The following is a 19,595-nucleotide window of genomic DNA, read 5'->3' as shown; positions in this document are numbered from 1 at the left end:
AGTCGTTCTATTAATTAGTTTCCTAAGATTGAGTTGATTGATGCAAGGTCTTTTACAGGTAACCAAGCGCCATCTTTGTTTTCTGGATCGATTTTAGAAAGGTTCATTTCTTGTGTACCTGCTCTTAAACCGTCAGCATAGTTGATTTCTCCACCAAATGGGTTCATGATTGGAGCAGATTCTAATGCATCCATGTATTTATCCCAAGTGATTACGCCATCAACTCTTTCTAAACCTTCTACAAAGAAGTAAGCAGCGATCCAACCAGTCATAGCATATACGTTAGTTTCATAACCAACAGCATATTTTTGGAATTCTTCTAAAGCTTTAGCTCTTTCACCTTCAAATGAAACCCAACCATTACCATAAACATCAAATTTTCCAGCGATTTCATTTACAACGCCTTGAGCGATAACTGGAGAAACGTTAACGTAAGTTGTGATAACGTCTTTATTAACATTTTGTGCAGCCAATTCTTTAACGATTGTTGGGAAAGTTGCTTGAATAGCAGCAACGATTACGAAATCAACATTCGCATCTTTAATTGCTGTAATTGCAGAAGAAACGTCAGTAGCACCAGCAGCAACTTGTTGCTCTACTAATTCTAAGCTAAGTTCTTTTGCCATTTCTTGAGCGCCCCAAAGTAAGTCTTTACCAGCATCATCATTTGTATAAACGATACCGATTTTTTTAGCTTCGAAGTCACCAGCAGCACGCGCTACCATGATTTTACCTTCTGTTTTGTAGATTGGTTGAACTGGGAAGATGTTTCTATCTGAACCAGTTGCATTTTCGTTATAAAGTTGGCCGATACCAGTTGCAAAGTAAACCGCTGGAATACCATAAGATTTAAGATCTTCGATAGTAGCTGCAACTACAGGTGTACCAAAGTGACCTACGATTGCAAATACTTTTTCATCTTCAACAAAGCTTGTTAATGCAGCTTTACCTTTAACTGGGTCAAACTCGTCATCAACATGTTTGAAAACGATTTGTCTGCCTTGGATACCGCCAGCTTCATTGATCATTTTGAAATAAGCTTCAATACCAGCGTTAAATGGAACGCCAACAGGTGCAAATGCACCAGAAGTTGCCGCGCTGTTTGCTACGACGATTTCTGTATCAGTGATACCTTGAGCCCACTCTAATTGTTCTTCTGTTGTTGCCACTGTTTCACCATTTGCAGCTGTAGTAGCTTCAGTTGTAGCTGGTTCGTCCTTCTTAGCACAAGCAGCTAATGAAAAAACCATAACAAAAACTAATAAAAGCGATAAAAATCTTTTCATTTTTCTTACTCCTCCTCTTATGAGTCTAAATCTGTAATTTATATTCAGTCGGGATTGGGATTTAATCCGACTCAATACCAGTTTAAATGTTACTCTATTACCTTTAATTAATGAGAACCAAGATAAGCTTCGATTAATTTTGGATCATTTCTAAGCTGATCCGCTGGACCATGTGTCTTAATCTGACCTAATTCAAGAAGATAAGCATAATCTGCAATTTTAAGTGTTTGAGCTGCATTTTGCTCAACGATAATTACGGTTGTTCCTTCTTCTTTGATTTCTTTTACTATCTTCATAATGTCTTGAACGATTAATGGTGCTAGCCCAAGTGAAGGTTCATCTAGAAGAAGGACTTTAGGGCTGCTCATCAGTGCTCTTGCAATTGCCAGCATCTGTTGTTCACCACCTGAGAGTGTCGATGCAACTTGTGCTTTACGTTCTCTTAGGACTGGAAAATATTTATAAACACGTTCGAAGTTGGCTGCAATTTGTGCCTTATCTCGAAGGGTAAACGCGCCAATTTTAAGATTTTCTTCTACTGTAAAATCTCTAAACACCGCTCTTCCTTCAGGAGACTGTGCAATACCAAGAGCAGCAACTTTTTCAGCTTCTTTTTTAGCAATGTCTTCATCATACAGTTTAATAGTGCCTTCAGCGGGTTCAACCAAACCAGAAATCGTTCTTAAAGTGGATGTTTTGCCGGCACCGTTTGCACCGAGAAGCGCAACGATTTCGCCTTCTTTAACCTCGATATCGATGCCCTTTAAGGCTTCTACAGCTCCATATCTTACAACCAGGCCATTAATTGACAACGCTGTCTTTTTATCTTTACGCATTTTCATCTACCTCGATTCCAAGATATGCAACTTGCACATCTTTGTTTTCTTTGATTTCTTTAGGTGTTCCAACTGCTAGGAACTTACCAAAAGAAATCGCACAGATACGATCACAGACTTCCATTACCAGTCTCATATCATGCTCAACTAGAAGGATTGAACAGTTAAGCTCATCTCTTAATCGACGAATCAACTTTGACAACTCAATTGTTTCAACATCATTGAGACCCGCTGCTGGTTCATCTAAAATGATCAATCTTGGATTAGACATTAACGCTCTTGCAAACTCTACCTTTTTAAGAACGCCATAAGGTTGTCCACCAGCTGGTGCATCTGCTCTATCTTCGATGCCTAAGATACTGAGTACGCGCATCGCTTCAGCTCTGTATTGTTTTTCTTCTTTTCTAGCTCTTGGCAATCTCAGTGCTTGATCAAGGATGTTTGATTTAAAATCCACATGAGCACCGATTAATACGTTATCAATAATGCTCAACTCTCTAATCAACTCGACATTCTGGAAGGTTCTGACCAAACCGAGCTTGATGATGTCATGCACGTTTTTCTCAAGTAGGTTGTGCACCGATCCATTTCTATCTTTAAATAAGATATCTCCTGAATTTGGCTTATAGAACTGTGTGATACAGTTAAATACCGTTGTCTTACCAGCACCATTTGGTCCGATCAATCCAAAGACTTCATTTTCTTTGATGTCAAAAGAGAGATTGTCTACAGCCTTTAAGCCTCCAAATGCTATGGAAAGTCCATCGACTTTGAGTACTAAGCCGTCAATATTTTTTTGCATACTATTTCTCTCCTTTTACCAGTTTTACTATAAAGCGTTTTAAGTCAGTAAACATATGCACCAAGCCGTTAGGATAGAATATGATAACGACGATGATGAGAATACCGTTTAAAACATACGATAAATCACTGAAAAACGGCACTTGTTTTAATAGTAAATCCGGTACCGCAAATACGATAAACGCCCCAAGTAAGGTACCATAGATGGATCTAAGACCACCGATAACGATCATCGCAAGGAAGTTAAGGGATAAGTTAAGCGACCAAATTGTCGGATATGAGTATTTAACAAAGTGAACATAAAGTACACCTGCTATTGCTGCATACATTGTAGCTAAAGCAAAAGCAATAAGTCTGTGATTTAAAAGATTAACCCCCATTGCTTGAGATGCGGCTTCGCTACCTCTCATGGCATTTAATGCTCTACCCAATCTACCATTCATGAGATTGTAAGTTAAAAGCATAACCAGGATCAATACGACTACGACAAAATAATAGGTACCTGCACGGTCTAGCTCAAATGAGCCAAGAAGTGTTGGATACTGGGCTGTCTTACCACTGAAGCCGTTTGTAAAGAAGTCAAACTCCTCAAAAGTCTTTTTGAGAATTTCAGAAACAGCAAGAGTGGCAATTGCAAGGTAAATACCTTCAATTTTAAGTGATACCAGACCTACTAGTATACCTAATAAAGTTGGAATGACAACCGCTAAGACGATACTCAACTCAAAAGGTAATGCCAAATCGGTTGTAAAATATGCCGATAAATATGCAGCAAAACCCATAAAGCCTGCTGTACCTAAAGAGATCAAACCAGAATAACCAAGTAAAATATTAAGTCCTAATGCCGCAATTGCGAAAATAAAGGTTCCACCAAGAGTTGTTAAATAACTCGTCTTCATTAGTCCCATTTTTGCCAATGTAGGCACAAGTGCTAATATCAAACCTAAAAGGACAAAATGTAAGTAAGGATTTTTAACTATTTTCTTCATCTTTTCACCTACACCTTTTTAATGATTTTCTTACCGAATAAACCGTGAGGTCTAAACACTAAGAATACTAAGATTAGAATATATAAAATCTGTCCACCCCAAACTGAGCTACCATAGTAAAGTAATAAGTTTCTTCCAATACCGATGATATATGCGCCAACTACAGGACCATAGAACGTCTGGAAGCCACCCAATACAACCGCTATTAATGCGTTTAATTGAACGTCATCCATAATGTGAAGGGTTACAGAGGTCATCGGTGCTGTCATAACACCTGAGATAACGCCTAGTACACCGGCAACTGCCCAAGCACCCATGGTAACAGTTTTGGTTGGTACGCCCATCAGTCTCGCAGTATGCTCGTTAGAAGCAGTAGAACGAATTGCTAATCCAATTTTTGTTTTTTGTAAAATTACAAACAGCCCACCCATAACAAGTAGACCAAAGAAAATATTAAAAATACCGTTGTAGGAAATGTCTGCTCCGAGAATTGAAAGGTTACCCTGTTCAATCAGTCTCGGTAATCTCAATGGATCTACACCAAAGATGAGTGGTGCGATTCCTAAAACGATCATGATCATACCCAGCGTAATTATCTGCTTAGCTTCGGGATGAACTTTTTTAGTATGTCGAATAACTACTAGGTCAATCAGTATACCGATTAGAATCGCACTGACGATACCACCAAGAGCTGCTAACCAAATGTTAATGCCCATTGTGTTGAATAAGTAGGTAACGACGAATGTGTTGAACATCGCAACCGCACCTTGAGAAAAGTTAACGATATTGGATGTTCTAAAAATAATGATGATGCTTAGTGCTGCGAGTGCATATATACTCCCAGTCTCTAAGCTACGCAGAATGACTTGAATAAAAGTACTCAAAATGTTCACCTCATCTAATGTTTTTTCTTAACTAAAACTGCTTTGCAAGGCTTTCAAGCGTTTTAGCACTTTCATTGAGCGCCTCAACCGATTTTGAAATCTCCTCTAATGCTTCGGTCTGCATACTAAAGATTCCGTTATTATCGTGAATTTTGCGTTCAATGTTGCCAATAGAACCTTTGATTTGGGTCAAAGTATTCTTAATTAAGTCTGCAGAATCCTTACTCGATTTTGACATCTTTCTAATTTCTTCTGCTACAACACCAAAACCGCGACCGTGTTCGCCAGATCTTGCAGCCTCAATCGCTGCATTTAATCCCAACAAATTCGTCTGGTTTGCAATGTTGCTGATGAAACTAATAATTTCATCTGTCTTTTCAGTTGATTCTCTAGAAGCAACGACGTCTCTTCCAATATCGATATTACGGTCTACAACACTCTGAATATTTGTAGAAACCTCGCGGAAAGATGTAGATAGTTTATCTAAGGCTACAGATAAAGTAGTACTTAGTGTTTCCATCTGACTTTGCTTTTCAAGACTGACGCCAAAGCCAATCGCTCCAACGACGATGCCATTTTCGTCATATACTGGATAGCCGATTGCCTTGTAAGGAAATCCAAAAACCTCTTTAGGAATTACTTTGTGAACGAGCTTACCCGTCTGTATACTGTCATAGGCTGCAGAGCCTTTTTTAAGTAACGACTGTTCCTCCGACTGTACTGTTCCCGCTGTTCCCGTGAAGAACTTTAGGCAGCGCTCAGTGTTATTGATTCCGACCATGAGCTTTTCATCGACTAGAAGATTCAACAAAGGTATGATCTCATTGAACACTTGCATCGTTGAATTTTGGGAAATATCCGTGATCATAATTAGCTCCTAATTTCTAGTTGTTTATTTCCTGCATTCCTTGTCATTAATACTAGCAATTCCTATGCCAAAATATTCACTTTAAATCTTGCACTTAAAAACGTGCATTTACTCGACTTTATTAATAAAAGCTTTACAATTTATGATAAAAAAATTGACAGATGTCCAAATTGTGTACAAATTTATGTACAATAAATGGACAACTGTCAATATTTGTTTCATTTTTGCTTGAATCTCATTTCATTTCGCTATCACATTTATGTCAATTTCATATTAAGTCGCTTTTTTATGATATTTAACGTGCTCTGTGTACAATTCACAGAACCTATTGATTTGATTGTCTTGCAGCCAAATTTAAACTTTTTTTCAATACCATATCATCTCCTAATTTATTGAAATGAAACCATTTTTTTATCTAATTAATAGGAGTTCTGAAATAAGTTTATTGTCATGTACAAATTTTTGACCAATCGGTGTACAGCTATCAATCATCAGAAAAAGCGCTTTGATGCGCCATCATCATATCAATTAGCGTCAATGCAGTCATAGCCTTGACAATAGGCACCGCTCTAAGAGCAATGCACGGATCATGTCGGCCTTCAATTTTAAGTTCAGTCATCTCTTTTGTTTTAAAATCCAAAGTATTTTGTGTTTTACTGATAGATGCGGTCGGCTTTAAAACACATTTGAACGTCAATGGCATGCCATTGGTTAACCCACCATTGATACCACCATTGTGATTGGCATTGGTTTGAACTCGACCTAGGTGATCTAAGACAAAAGCATCCACCACTTCGCTACCTAATTTTGATGCAAAATCAAAGCCATCTCCAAAACTGATTCCCTTAATTCCTGGGATTGAAAACAAGGCATGAGATAATTGACTTTCAGCTGAATCAAAAAAAGGGGCACCTAAGCCTATAGGAAGCTCAAAAACTGAAGTTTCGATAATTGCTCCTACTGAATCGCCTTGACTTCTAGCGGATTCAACAACATCCAACAATCGCATCTTTGCATCTGGATAAATACCATAAGGAGCATCATTCAGTCTTTCCAAATCCTCATTATAAATTCCATATCTCGATAGTGAAATTGATTTTTCACTACCGATTTGATAAATATGTGCCACAATCTGAATGCCTTTTTTATTCAGTAAATCCTCAGCAATGGCACCTGCAAAAACCAATGGTGCCGTTAATCTTGCTGAAAAATGACCACCTCCTCGGTAATCGTTTGCACCTTCAGATTTTATATGTCCAACATAATCAGCATGTCCAGGCCTAAAGACATGTTTTACAGCTTCATAATCCTTGGAACGTGTATTACCACTAACGAACCACACGGTAAGTGGCGCTCCTGTGGTTTTCTCGTTGAAATAACCACTTAATATTTCAAACTCATCTGACTCTGCCCTAGGCGTTGTAAGAGCTTGTCCTGGTTTGCGTTGACTGAGACGTTTTTCTATGAGTGCTTTGTTCAGTTTGTAGTTTGGGGGTAGACCATCTATCACACAGCCTACACCTTGTCCGTGTGACTCACCAAACAAAGTTAACTTTATTGAACTCCCTATGCTACTCGCCACTAAGTACACCTCCTAACGCACGATAATCCTTCCAGAACTCTGGATAAGATTTTTTAACACTGTCTTTTCCTAATATAGTAACCTCACCATTTGCACAAGTTGCTGCAATTGCAAGCGCCATAGCAATTCTATGATCCTGCCACGCTTCAACGATCCCGCCAGTCAACTGCCTATTGCCGACAATCTCAAGACCATCATCAGTTTCACTGATTAATGCACCTAATTTATTGAGTTCAGACGCTATTGCTAATAGACGATTGGACTCCTTAATTCTCACACGTTCCGCTCCAGTAATCCGAAACAAACCAGATTTAACCGAGCAAAGAACTGCTATGATCGGAACTAAATCAGGACATTGACTGACATCGATAGCTAAGTAGTCTTCAGACGCGCTAAGCTGCGTCACTTTTTCAATGATTTCAATAATCCTTTTATCACCTTGTTCAGATTCTGCGTTTAGTCCTTTAACCTCTATTTGACTACCAATTGCATTTGCCACTAACCAAAATGCAGCTTGAGAGTAATCTCCCTCAACCCAATAATTTGCTGGCTGATAGGATTGATTGCCTTTAACTCCTAAAGTTAATTCATTCTTCCATTCAATTTCAATGCCAAACCTTTTTAAACAACTAATGGTAAGCTTCACATAATCCATCGACTCAAAAGGCGGTTTAATCTTTATCTGACTGTCACCTTCTAGTAGGGGCAACATAAATAAAAGACCGGTGATAAACTGTGAGCTAACATTACCAACAAGCTCGTATTCTCCCGGTTGCCAGCTTCCTGAAACTGTGATAGGAAGTGCGCCAAAGTTACTTTCAAACTGAATCTTTTGACTTTCGAAAAGCGCTAAATAGGGGCCAAAGGGTCTTTTCATTAATCCCTCAGCACCCTTAAAAGTAACATTGTTCTGTGTCATATGAAAAAAAGGAATCAAAAAACGTGCAGTCGATCCAGATTCATTGCAGTCTATGGTCAAAGGACCAGCTGCAGGCTCTTTTATTCCTAATATATTGGCAACAAATCGGTTGTTTAATGTATTAAAATCGAGGTATATTTGTGCACCAAGTTGCTTCATAGCCTCTATTGATGCTTTTATATCTTCTGAAAGGATAAGATTTTCAACCTTTGAAGTTCCTTTTGCCAGTGCTGCACAGATCACTGCACGATGACTCATACTTTTGGAAGGTGGAATGAATACTTCTCCATTCAAATGACTCGGTGTAATCTGGATCTGATTATTCATCTTTTTCACCTTCTATTACAACTTCTTTTACAACCTCGTTTAAAACAATCGAAAAAGTTGCCATCAGCCAGCTTAACGGATCACGTCCTTTAGCTAGATGACCTATACCTTCAAACCGAATCCATTCCACAGCATCTGTTATGCGTTTTTTATCTCTTGCCATAAGTTCAAATACGGCTTCAGAATCATTCGGGTCAAAATACGTCGGTAACTGGTAGCGCTTATAAATATCCGAAATAGCATCAAAATCGGTCTGCGATATCTGGTTATTTAATAGTGCTAATTTCATTTTAAGAAACATGCCAATAGCAACCGCTTCTCCATGCTTGAAAGTCGTATAATTGTAGAAAGTTTCTACAGCGTGTCCTAATGTATGTCCAAAATTGAGATAATTACGAATCCCTCTATCAAACTCATCCTCAGAGACTATTTGACATTTTATTTTCACACATGATGTGATTATTTGACGGATCAACGTTTCATCTGACATTAAAGTCTCTAATGACTGGTTTTTTAGAAGATTAAAAAGTGTTACATCAAACCCGACAGCGTATTTGACCACCTCTGCCATGCCGTTAATCCATTCCGATTGATCCAATGTCAATAATAAAGAAGGATCGATATAGACTGCATCTGGCTGATAAAAGCTGCCAATCATGTTTTTACCATGATTTAGATTCAGAGCGACCTTGCCGCCTATGCTGCTATCAACCATGGCCATGAGCGATGTAGGGACTTGTATATATGAGATACCTCTCATAAATGTCGCTGCAACAAATCCAGTCAAATCGCCAACCACGCCACCGCCAAAAGCGATTAGACGACTCTGGCGATTCAAATTTAAGGTGGCTAATTTTTCTACCACTTCTGTATAGACATTGATCTGCTTTGAGGATTCTCCTTCTGGAACGACGATGACTCGATCCTTTGGAAGAAAAGAAGCATAAAGACGATATACGGTTGCATCGGTTATAACGATACTTTCTTTGTCATTAACTTCATCAATAAGTGACTTTATCAGACCTTTTTTAATCAAGTGATTTTCAATATATATTGGATAACTACCTTGCTTTAACTCTAGTGTTATTGCAGGCGTGTGATTTACTATCATAATGCCTTCTTTCTTATACAAAGGTTTATCTGCATGACCGTTATTGCTCCATCATGCATCTCTATCTAGTATATCATTTTGAAAGGAAACCTAAAGATTTTTTTCATGTAAAAAACACCTAACAAAGCGTTTACACTACCGCTTTATGAGGTGTTTTCACCGAATGATCTAATAGCTTTTCAATATGTCTTGCAACGCCATCCTCACTGTTTTTACCTATCATTTCGTGTTTAGGTAAACTCTCGACTAGCTTAGGAGTCGCATTCCCCATCAAATAACCTTTTCCTACTACTTGAAGCATTTCGACGTCATTCATACCATCGCCAAATGCAATTACATGATCTTTTGAAACACCAAGTAGGTTCAAAGTCTCTAAAATAGCAGCACCTTTGTTGACACCTTTTGGCATAATTTCTAGGCATTCTGGCATTGAAAATGTTAAGTCAACAATATCACCATGTCTTTCCGACACGATTTTAGCAACTTCTTCTAATTTTCTATAATCCTTTGTCGTAAAGAAGATTTTATTGGTTGGGTGTCCGTAACGATCTTCGAAGCGACAGAGTGTAAATGCAAAATCGCCTTCTTGGTAGTATTCATCAAACACTTTATCGTTTTCTTCCATCAGCCAGTGATCGCCCTGATAGAGGTTTTTATAGACGCCTTCTTCCACCTCAATGGATAAGATATCTTTTACAACTTCTGAAGGAATTGAAGCTTGATAGATTAAGTTGCCAGCTTCATCTGCAACCGTCGCGCCATTTGCTGTAATCAAATAAGCGTTTACGCCTAATTTTTCTTTAATTTTACTTGCATCTCTTAAATGTCTTCCAGTGGCAATGATAAATCTAATATCATGCTCTGCAAGTTGCCTTACCACTTTCTTACTATAATCGCTAATGGTGTGCTCTGCATTTAGGAGAGTGCCATCTAAATCTGAAATAATGACTTTAATAGGTTTGTTCATGATTTCACCTCCACCCGTACAGTATACCCTAAAGGTGAAACCATTACAATTTATAGCATGTTGCTTTTTTGTTAATAAATTTATCTACTTTGTTTAGAGTCATCAACCTTATCTATCATAATGAGACGCGACTGAAAATCTCCGTCATATTCTTCCGTACTTTCGATCCCATTGAAAGCTGGCTTCATGAGGATTCCAGAATGCATTAGAAAACTACCGGATACTGGTCTTTCTAAACACGATACACTATATAATGCACTTGGCTCAAGTCCAACGGGTTTGACCTTAAATAGGCCATCGTTTGGTCTCGATAACACTTGATAATAGCCCAATATAATATTTCTAAGATCACTGCTAACAACCTGCCAAGCAGTCACATTACCATCACCTTCAAAAGGGCTAATCAGTCTGTAAAATGTACCATTAAGAAATGTGTTTCTGTTTTTTTTATAAAAAGCAATTTGCTTTTTTACTTCGATCTTTTCATTAGTTGTCAGCTTTGTTAAATCAAGTTCATAACCAAAGGAGCCAAAATATGCTACATCCGCTCTTAGCTTTAAGCTCGTGTTTCGCTTTACCTGATGGTTTGGCGAAGCGGTTACATGTGCACCCATAGTCGAGAGTGGAAACAGCATAGTCGTTCCATACTGGATTTTTAAGCGCTCAATGGCATCCGAGTTATCACTTGTCCATGTTTGTGGGGCAAAGTAAAGCATTCCCATATCAAATCTACCACCACCTGCTGCACATGACTCTATTAACAAATCTGGATAACGGTCTAATAATCGACTATATAACGCATACACACCAAGAATATACCTATGAAACAGCTCACCTTGACTACTACCAAGTATATACGAATAGGCTTCCGTTATGTTTCTATTCATATCCCACTTGATATAGTCAATTTTTGCATCATCTAGTACCTCGATTAATTGCTTGAATATAAAGTCCACTACCTCTGGCTGTCCAAAGTTGAGTACATATTGATTTCGTCCATGCGATCGATTTCTATACGGGTCGCCAATTACCCAGTCAGAATGTTCTTTAAATAGCTCAGTATTTTTGTTTACCATTTCTGGTTCTATCCATAGACCAAACTGTAGACCCATTTCATGTATTTTATCAGATAAACCAGTGATGCCATCAGGCAGTTTACTCTTGTTCACCCACCAATCCCCCAGACCATATCGATCAGAGTTTCGATCACCAAACCAGCCGTCATCAAGAACAAATAACTCCATTCCTAACTGTTTCGCTTCAGAGGCAATTTCAAGTAATTTTTGCTCATTAAAATCAAAGTAGGTTGCTTCCCAATTGTTCACTAAAATTTGATTCATTCTGCCCTTGTACTTTGGATCAATCAAATGTTGCGTTATCAATCTATGAAATGATTGGCTCAACTCATTTAATCCCTTGTTACTATAGGTTAGAATCGCTTCTGGTGAAGTAAATACATCGCCCTTGCTGAGGGTCCACTGGAATTGAAATGGATTTATTCCCATACTCAACCGCGTATGACGATCAGAATCGACTTCTGCTCCAATATAAAAATTACCACTATAAACCAATGCAAAACCGTATGCTTCACCCAAATGCTCTGTGCAGGACGGACGAACCAATGCTACAAAAGGATTATGAATAGCGCTTGATGCACCGCGTTTGCTTTCTATAGATTGCACACCACGATGTAGAGGGTACCGTTCTATATGACGCTCCTTAATCCAATCGCCATGTAAGTGAAGAAAATCAAATTCCGAGTCATAAAAGTCGATGTTCATACTCATTAATTGATTAATGGATAACTTTGAATCTCCATAATAGTGAAGGCTCGCTGATCTTGAAATGATTGGTAATTCATTAAAAATCGTGTAATTCAACCTAAGTTCACTCGATAACGTCAAATCCTCTAAAACAATCGTTAATGTTTTGCAATTCGATGCATCACCTCTGGTACTTGGTAAGCCCTCTAATTCAGGCTTACCCTCAAAAATAAAATGCTTTATATACTTAAAATCCACAATTCTCGATCCGCGATTATCGGTGAGCATCATGGCGGGTTGTCGGTAATCAGTTGTTCCATAGCTGGGATACTCTAATTTTTCATGTGATAGTGAAAAATCAAATTCACCTTCATAAAGATAGTTTGTCAGCCCTCTATTTACATTTTTTCTAAAAATGTCTTGCGTAAGTGGACCGCAAATGGCTTCACCATAATAAAAATGTCCCAAATGACTATTTTTTAGAATGCCTACTACATAACTGATCTTTTGATTTGACAGATGAAAAATCTGCTCTTTTATATCAAACTCTATCTTCATTTTACTATCCCTTCACAGAACCACTGATGGTAATTGCTTTTTCAACTTGATTACTGAATAGTGTATACACGAGAACTGTCGGTAAGCTGGCGATTACCATCGTCGCACCCATTGCTCCCCAGTCGGTTGTAAATTGCCCTTGAAAAAATAAGATACCAAGTGGCAGCGTTTTCAAGTTTTGATCCAATACTAAAACATTGGCAAGTATAAATTCATTCCACGAGTTTAAAAATGTGAAGATAGATAGAGTTGCTATTGCTGGCGTAACAGTTGGTACAATTACCTTGAAGAAGGTTTGAAAGATATTAGCGCCGTCAATACAAGCCGCTTCTTCTAACTCAATCGGTAAGCCCACAAAAAAGCCATAGAATACCAAGGTTGAAAAGGATAAGTTAAAAGCGGTATAAGGTACGATCAGCGCCCAGTGACTACCTGATAATCCAATTCCTTGTACCATTTTAGTTACCGGAATCAAAACCGCCTGAACGGGTATGAACATCCCTAAAGCAACATAGGTTCTAACGAAATTTCTACCTTTCCACTTCATACGACTGGTTGCATAGGCAAACATCATTGCCATTACTATGGTGAACGCCACAGTTGCAATCGCAACAACTAAGCTGTTCATAAAATATCTTGGCACGTTATACTGTGACCATGCATTGATATAATTCTCTACTCTAAAAATCTTAGGTAAACCATAGGGGTTGCTAACAAAAATTTCCTCATTATTTTTAAATGAATAAAGTACCATCCATACCAAAGGGTAAAGAGATATGAATGCATAAATCCAAAGAAAGCCTTTGAATAGCCATTCAGAAATTTTAAATCCTTTTTTATGTCTCTTTCTTGTCTCCATACTATTCACCTCCTACTTCCGGTTCTGTCTTGAAAATAAAGTTAATGACCAAGATTGCCATGAGACATTCCAAGACTAAAACACTAGCTGCCGCCAAGCCATATCCAAATTCATTGCTTCTAAATGCAGCGGAATACATCATATAAGTGAGTGTATACGAAGAGGTTCCTGGACCACCACTGGTCATAATAAACATTTCAGTAAAAGCTTTGATACCTCCTGTTACAGAAATCAGTAGACAAAACTTATATGTTTCAGATAATAAAGGCATGGTAATTCTCATATGTGCTTTCACTGCTGATGCACCATCTATTTGAGCCGCTTCATAATATGAGGTTGGAATAGATTTAATGCCCGCTAGAATCAGAGCAAATTGGTAGCCCATCCATTGCCATGCATTGACCACGGCTATAGCAAAAATAGCGCCCTTTCGATCGGTTAGCCAATTTTGTCGATAGTTCAATCCCAAAGTCTCAAAGAAACGGTTTAACAAACCATAATCGGAGTTGTAGATGGATAGCCACAATTGACAAACGACGGTGACAGATAATACAACGGGAATAAAATATGCAATTCTAAAAAAGTTTCTACCTTTCATTTTCAAAGTAGATACAGCAATTGCTAGGACAGTGGCCATCGTCAACTGAAAAATGGTGATGACTGCCGCAAAGATAAAACCGTTTTTATTACTGAGGAAAAACAACTTATCATCAAATAGTCTGATAAAGTTATCAAATCCAATAAATGTGCCAGCCCCTAAGCCATTCCATTTGAAGAAGCTCTTATAAAAAACCTGAAGAATCGGATAAAAAACCATTAATGTAAAAAGAATGAGGGTTGGCAATGTGAAAATCAATATCGCCGTTTTATTTCCAAAAAATTTCTTCACTTATTATTTCCTTTCTCATAGAAAAAGGCTGCCTCTTGGGGAACAAAATAGAAAACCATTTGTTCTTTTTAAGACAGCCTCACTTCAACTTTATTAAATATTATTCCATTCTATCGATTACTTTATCTAGTTCTTCTATAAATTCAGCTGGTGTATAATCCTTTGTCATTAAAAATTGTGATTGATCTTCGATTGCAACTTTAAATAATGGATTTGATAAACCCCAAGCAAACTTAGTTGTAGATGTAATCGTTCCTAAAGCTTTATCCAACTTGTCCATCATCGCTGGGAATGGTGTTTCTGGTTGAATTGATTCATCCACTTTAACTGCTAAAATTGGATTGCCTCTGTACATATATTTTGCTTCACAGTATTTTTCTGAGATATATGCAGCTACTTCAGCAGCTAACTCTTTGTGCTCAGAATTTGGATTAACTGCATAACCACCTGGTGCGCCACCGCCACTTAAAGCGTATTGGTTCGCTTCATAACCAGGCATTACTGGATACCACATCCAATCCACGTTATCACCCAATTTTTCTGTTGACGCTTGAATTTCCCATTGTCCATTTAAAAACATTGCTGCTTTGCCTTCATAGAACAAAGCTGCAGCTTGGTCATAGTTTGTATTGGTTGCACCATCTGCAAACATACCCGCTTTTACTAATTCGTTTAAAGTCTCTGCTGCTTTTGTATAAGCTTCCTCAGATGCTTTACCTTTACCAGCGTCTAACTTTGCGATGCCTTGTGGATCAAAGCGAGTTGCTAATACGTCATACATAGCGGTTGTGATCCACTTCTCTTTCGCGAAAATTGACATTGGAACGATATCATTGTCATTAAATACTTTAATAGCGGTTAAAAGTTCTTCATAAGTCTCAGGTACTTTTACATTGTACTGTTCAAATAAAGCTTTGTTGTAATACCATAATACAAGCTCGTTACCTGCATATGGGAATGCATAGATGTGACCATCTTCATTATAAATAATATTGTTTGCACTTGGATGTGCTCTGTCTAGAAAACCAGTTGATTTTGCAACATCGTCTAAAACCATAATATTGCCTGATTCTTTAAACGTTTCTATTTGCGATAAGCCAACTTGAAAAATATCAGGTAAATTGCCAGTAGCAGCATATGTTTGTAGCTTTTGTCCATCATCTTGCGCTTGAATATCGAGTTCAAGTTTAACGTTAGGATAGTCTTTAGCAAGCTCTGCTACTGCATAATCATAAGGAATTTTTGTATCGTCATCTGAATATTGAGCGTAAATCTTTAAAGTAACCATTTCTTCTTCTGTCGCTGGTTGTGTTTCACTTATTGCTGCTGCCGTAGTTTCTGTTGTATCGGTTGTATTTGAACTACATCCTGCAACAGACATTAATACAAGCAATAAAATTAGCATTAATGATATAACCTTTTTCATTTGATTCTCTCCCTTATCCTTTTTTCGTCTAGATTAGACGTTGACATGACTGATTATAGTCGAACCCATCACCAGTTAGAATGGAATATTCAAAATAGTCTTGTACTTTTCAAAAAAAAAGAGTTCTTTGTATTAAAAAAGAAACTCTTTAAAATCATCAACTAAAAAACTCTTTTGGTGAACTGCCGAAATGGTTCTTAAAGCATTTGCTAAAGTATCCTGGATCATTATAGCCTACCATATCTGAAATAGATGCAAGCTTGTATCTCCCCTCGAGAATCAGTTGTTTAGCCTTATCCATCCTTACAGAGGTTAAGTATTCTGAAATCGTCGTTCCAAACTCTGATTTGAACATTTTCCTTAGATAAGTTTGATTGACCAATAGGTGCTTAGACAATTCATCAATGCTTAATTTTGCATTTGAATAGTTTTCCAATATATAATTTTGAGCCTCTCTAGCAATTTGGCCTGTCCTCGAAATACTATGTGCGTTTAAGAAATCAAAGGCCTTTTTATATATGACCTTGATAAATCTTCTTTGCTCTGATTCTTGTTGCGTGTTAATTACCAGATAGGGATCAAAATCCTCTGAATAGATTTCTACAATGTCTCGCCCAGCTTTCACGATATAGGATAACAGTAGACTAATCAAACTCATATTGATCATCTTTTTGTAGCCTTCTGAAAAGTGTTTGATATCGGCTTCAACAAAAACACTTTCCAAAACCTCCAAGGTCAAATCATAATTACGTTGATGTAAATGATTGAGTATGATTTCATTAATCTCTGCCGAATAAAACCCAAAAGTTTTTTCTTCAGTGGTTATGGCATCATAATATAAAATGGAGTTAGAACTGTTTTGGTATCTGTGCCCTAAAGCGTTTATTGCTTCTAGATACGATTGTCTGATACCGCTTAATCCTTGATGGACTTTACCTACCCCTACCGATATGCCCATCATCGTCTTTTCTTGAACGAACTTTATGAAATATCGAATTTCATCTTCATCGACTTTTGAGGATGAAGCTGTGTTAACTGCCATTATGAAGATAATTCTACCCTCATAATCACTAAAATAGACTCTTTTCAGCTCGCTCTCCATGAAATCATAGTAAAGTGGCGCAATCAATCGTTTCCAGTTCATTGCAAGCTCTGAGGTCATATGTTTATCTTGGTTGGCTTCGACTTCTACTGCCAAAATGTAATGACTTTCATTCGGATTAATATTAACATTTGAGTTTGCAAGCTCTTCAAGGGTTTCGTTTGATAATTCTCTAGAATAAATTAAAGCACGGTAAACGCGTTCCTTTTTCACACTGATTTCATCAGAACGATCTTGCTCAATTTCAATTGCTTTATTGATATTATCCTGTAAGTTTAATAAAGTTAAAATCAACTCTTCTTTTTCAAATGGCTTTACGATATAATCCACAACGCCTAATCTCAAAGCCCTTCTTGCGTACTCAAACTCACTATTGCCTGTAATCAGAACAACCAATGTTTCAGGAGAAAGTTCATTGATTCTTTCGGTTAAATCAAGACCATTCATATAGGGCATTTTTATATCTGATAACACGAGATCAGGTTTGTATATTTCTAGTTTTTCAATCGCTTCAACGCCATTTTTAGCTTCACAAACCAGCTCAAAGCCATAGGACTGCCAATCAATAGCTGTTTTTAAATAATCTAAAAATATTGGCATGTCATCCACGATCATCACTTTAATCACAGTGTACTCCTTTAGCATGTAATCTAATAATCACTCTAGTATATTCATTTGGCTCACTTTCTATTGTGATGCCCGATGCATTCCCGCAATGCAATTTCAATCTATGATTGATATTTTTAAGCCCAAAGCTCTTTATACTATAAACTTCATTGATGGCTTCGGTGTTTACAAACATCTCATTAAGCTTTGTGACCCTCTCTTCGGATATACCTACGCCATTATCTTCAACGATGATTTCAATCATGTCCTCAAAGATACATCTTGCGCAAATTTCAATAATACCGTTATCTATCCCGTTTATAAAACCATGTTCAATTGCATTCTCGACTATAGGTTGAAGTGTGAGCTTTGGGATATCAATTAACGCGATTTTCTCAGGTAAATCAATCTTGTATTCAAACAAATCTGGGTAGCGTAGCTGTTGAAGTGATAAGTAATCTTCTGTTAGCTTCACTTCAGTTTCTATCCGCACAATATCAGCGCCACCAGACAGAGAATTTCGATAATACTCACCCAGTCTTCTTGTGACCATTTGTGCTTTACGCGCCTGACCCATTTGAGATAACTTTAAGATAATGTCTAAGGTATTATATAAAAAATGAGGTTTAATCTGCTGCTGTAATAGTGCCAATTCGTATTGTCGTTTTTTCTCTTCGACACCTGCAACCTCTTTAATCAACAAATCCACACGATTGCCCATGGTATTAAAGCTTTTTGCGAGCATACCAATTTCATCATTGGTTCTCATGTTAAACTTGAAGTTGAAATTACCTTCTGAAATTTCCTCAGCACCCTTTTTAAGCTTTAAAATAGGTGAAGTGATCAACTGGTTGATCACAAGTGTCATCGTGATTTCTAGAATGATGATTGTAATCAATAAAAAGATGAGTAGTAAAATGATGTTACTCAGGTCTTGTATGAATAAATCCAAATTTGCTTCACTGACGATACGCCAATTCAATGGCGAGAAGTCCAATTTTGTTACTAATATCTTCTCTTCATTTTGATTAAGGATGTTAGAATTTTTATCTGAGCCTAAAAATGCAATTTTTTCACTTGAAGATGAGGCAGCTTCAGATTCAATGACCAACTCATCCTGATTGTTATAAATAGAATAATAAGCCAATTGCTCAGAAAAAATTGAACGAAATGCATCTTCACTAATGTTGACAAATAAATAGCCTAATGTTTCACCGGAATTGATGTTCCATATTTTTTTACCAAGTGTGAGTACTTTTTTATTGGGTTCTTTTATAAGAAAATCACGGGTGTCCATTTCAAACCACTGGCTGTAACCTGTTGTGGCTTTTAAAGACTGTATCATTGGTGACACTATTAACCCAGTTTTATTATTTTGAAGCGCATAATCAGAATAATAGAGCTTATTTGAGGTATCGATAAATGCAATCGAATCCACCTGCTTATAGATGAGTTTGGCATAGCTCAACTCATTTGAAATCAGATTGAAGAACTTGATCTCATTGCTTAACGAGCCTCCAAACTCATTACTATTGACTATTCTATTAATACTTAATGTAAGATACGTTGCACTGCCTTCTGCTTCAGACAAAATACCGTCCATTCGATTCACGATTAACTGATTGTTATCCATCATGCTTTCTAAACTTCTGTCGATAAATGCATTTTCATAGATGTTCATGGATATAATGGCAAATAGTAGCATCGGTAAGATGGCAATTGGTAAAAATAAATATACAATTTTTCTTTTTATGGATAAATTTTTAAAAAACATATACGCCTCTAATTTTTTAGATTTCCATATCATCATATCGCATAAATT

General features: G+C 37.3%; 15 protein-coding genes and 1 pseudogene. All 16 read right to left on the bottom strand.

The features are described from left to right. Positions 1-14: 14 nt before the first annotated feature. The gene (locus tag AC4PID_RS10100) at positions 15-1,286 is read right to left on the bottom strand and encodes an ABC transporter substrate-binding protein (protein WP_492131884.1); all 1,272 of its coding nucleotides are present in this window, start codon (positions 1,284-1,286) and stop codon (positions 15-17) included. Between the two features lie 107 nt (positions 1,287-1,393). Then, a complete protein-coding gene (locus AC4PID_RS10095; protein WP_492131883.1) occupies positions 1,394-2,122 on the bottom strand; it encodes an ABC transporter ATP-binding protein in 729 nt (242 codons plus the stop codon). Continuing rightward, positions 2,115-2,924, bottom strand: coding sequence for an ABC transporter ATP-binding protein (locus AC4PID_RS10090; protein ID WP_492131882.1), 810 nt, complete (start codon positions 2,922-2,924; stop codon positions 2,115-2,117). Before AC4PID_RS10090 ends, AC4PID_RS10095 begins: the two co-directional genes overlap by 8 nt. 1 nt (position 2,925) lies before the next feature. Then, positions 2,926-3,912 carry a branched-chain amino acid ABC transporter permease gene (locus AC4PID_RS10085; protein ID WP_492131881.1) on the bottom strand — a complete coding sequence of 329 codons (987 nt, stop codon included), beginning with the start codon at positions 3,910-3,912 and terminating at the stop codon, positions 2,926-2,928. An 8-nt stretch (positions 3,913-3,920) separates the two neighbouring features. Then, positions 3,921-4,805 carry a branched-chain amino acid ABC transporter permease gene (locus tag AC4PID_RS10080; protein ID WP_492131880.1) on the bottom strand — a complete coding sequence of 295 codons (885 nt, stop codon included), beginning with the start codon at positions 4,803-4,805 and terminating at the stop codon, positions 3,921-3,923. Positions 4,806-4,827: 22 nt separating this feature from the next. Continuing rightward, positions 4,828-5,157, bottom strand: a pseudogene (locus tag AC4PID_RS10075) (methyl-accepting chemotaxis protein); the annotation flags it as partial. 991 nt (positions 5,158-6,148) lie between these two features. Continuing rightward, entirely contained in the window at positions 6,149-7,246 is a 1,098-nt protein-coding gene (aroC, locus tag AC4PID_RS10070; protein ID WP_492131879.1) for a chorismate synthase, read from the bottom strand. Then, positions 7,236-8,492, bottom strand: coding sequence for a 3-phosphoshikimate 1-carboxyvinyltransferase (gene aroA, locus AC4PID_RS10065; protein WP_492131878.1), 1,257 nt, complete (start codon positions 8,490-8,492; stop codon positions 7,236-7,238). Before aroA ends, aroC begins: the two co-directional genes overlap by 11 nt. Beyond that, a complete protein-coding gene (gene aroB, locus AC4PID_RS10060) occupies positions 8,485-9,603 on the bottom strand; it encodes a 3-dehydroquinate synthase (protein ID WP_492131877.1) in 1,119 nt (372 codons plus the stop codon). Before aroB ends, aroA begins: the two co-directional genes overlap by 8 nt. A gap of 130 nt (positions 9,604-9,733) precedes the next feature. Then, positions 9,734-10,570 carry a Cof-type HAD-IIB family hydrolase gene (locus tag AC4PID_RS10055; protein WP_492131876.1) on the bottom strand — a complete coding sequence of 279 codons (837 nt, stop codon included), beginning with the start codon at positions 10,568-10,570 and terminating at the stop codon, positions 9,734-9,736. A gap of 80 nt (positions 10,571-10,650) precedes the next feature. Further along, positions 10,651-12,891, bottom strand: a complete 2,241-nt coding sequence (locus tag AC4PID_RS10050; RefSeq protein WP_492131875.1) for an alpha-galactosidase — start codon at positions 12,889-12,891, stop codon at positions 10,651-10,653. A 4-nt stretch (positions 12,892-12,895) separates the two neighbouring features. Next, positions 12,896-13,750, bottom strand: coding sequence for a carbohydrate ABC transporter permease (locus AC4PID_RS10045; protein ID WP_492131874.1), 855 nt, complete (start codon positions 13,748-13,750; stop codon positions 12,896-12,898). Between the two features lies 1 nt (position 13,751). Beyond that, positions 13,752-14,639, bottom strand: coding sequence for a carbohydrate ABC transporter permease (locus AC4PID_RS10040; RefSeq protein ID WP_492131873.1), 888 nt, complete (start codon positions 14,637-14,639; stop codon positions 13,752-13,754). Positions 14,640-14,739: 100 nt separating this feature from the next. Continuing rightward, on the bottom strand, positions 14,740-16,065 hold the full coding sequence (locus tag AC4PID_RS10035; protein WP_492131872.1) for an ABC transporter substrate-binding protein: 1,326 nt from the start codon (positions 16,063-16,065) through the stop codon (positions 14,740-14,742). A 157-nt stretch (positions 16,066-16,222) separates the two neighbouring features. After that, positions 16,223-17,794: a response regulator gene (locus AC4PID_RS10030; protein ID WP_492131871.1), complete on the bottom strand. Its 1,572-nt coding sequence runs from the start codon at positions 17,792-17,794 to the stop codon at positions 16,223-16,225. Next, positions 17,787-19,547: a sensor histidine kinase gene (locus tag AC4PID_RS10025; RefSeq protein ID WP_492131870.1), complete on the bottom strand. Its 1,761-nt coding sequence runs from the start codon at positions 19,545-19,547 to the stop codon at positions 17,787-17,789. Before AC4PID_RS10025 ends, AC4PID_RS10030 begins: the two co-directional genes overlap by 8 nt. Positions 19,548-19,595: the final 48 nt, after the last annotated feature.

This window comes from Fusibacter sp. QWL-12 (assembly GCF_058683495.1).
The sequence above is the reverse complement of the archived record's forward strand: the minus strand, read 5'-3'. Positions and strand labels throughout refer to the sequence as shown.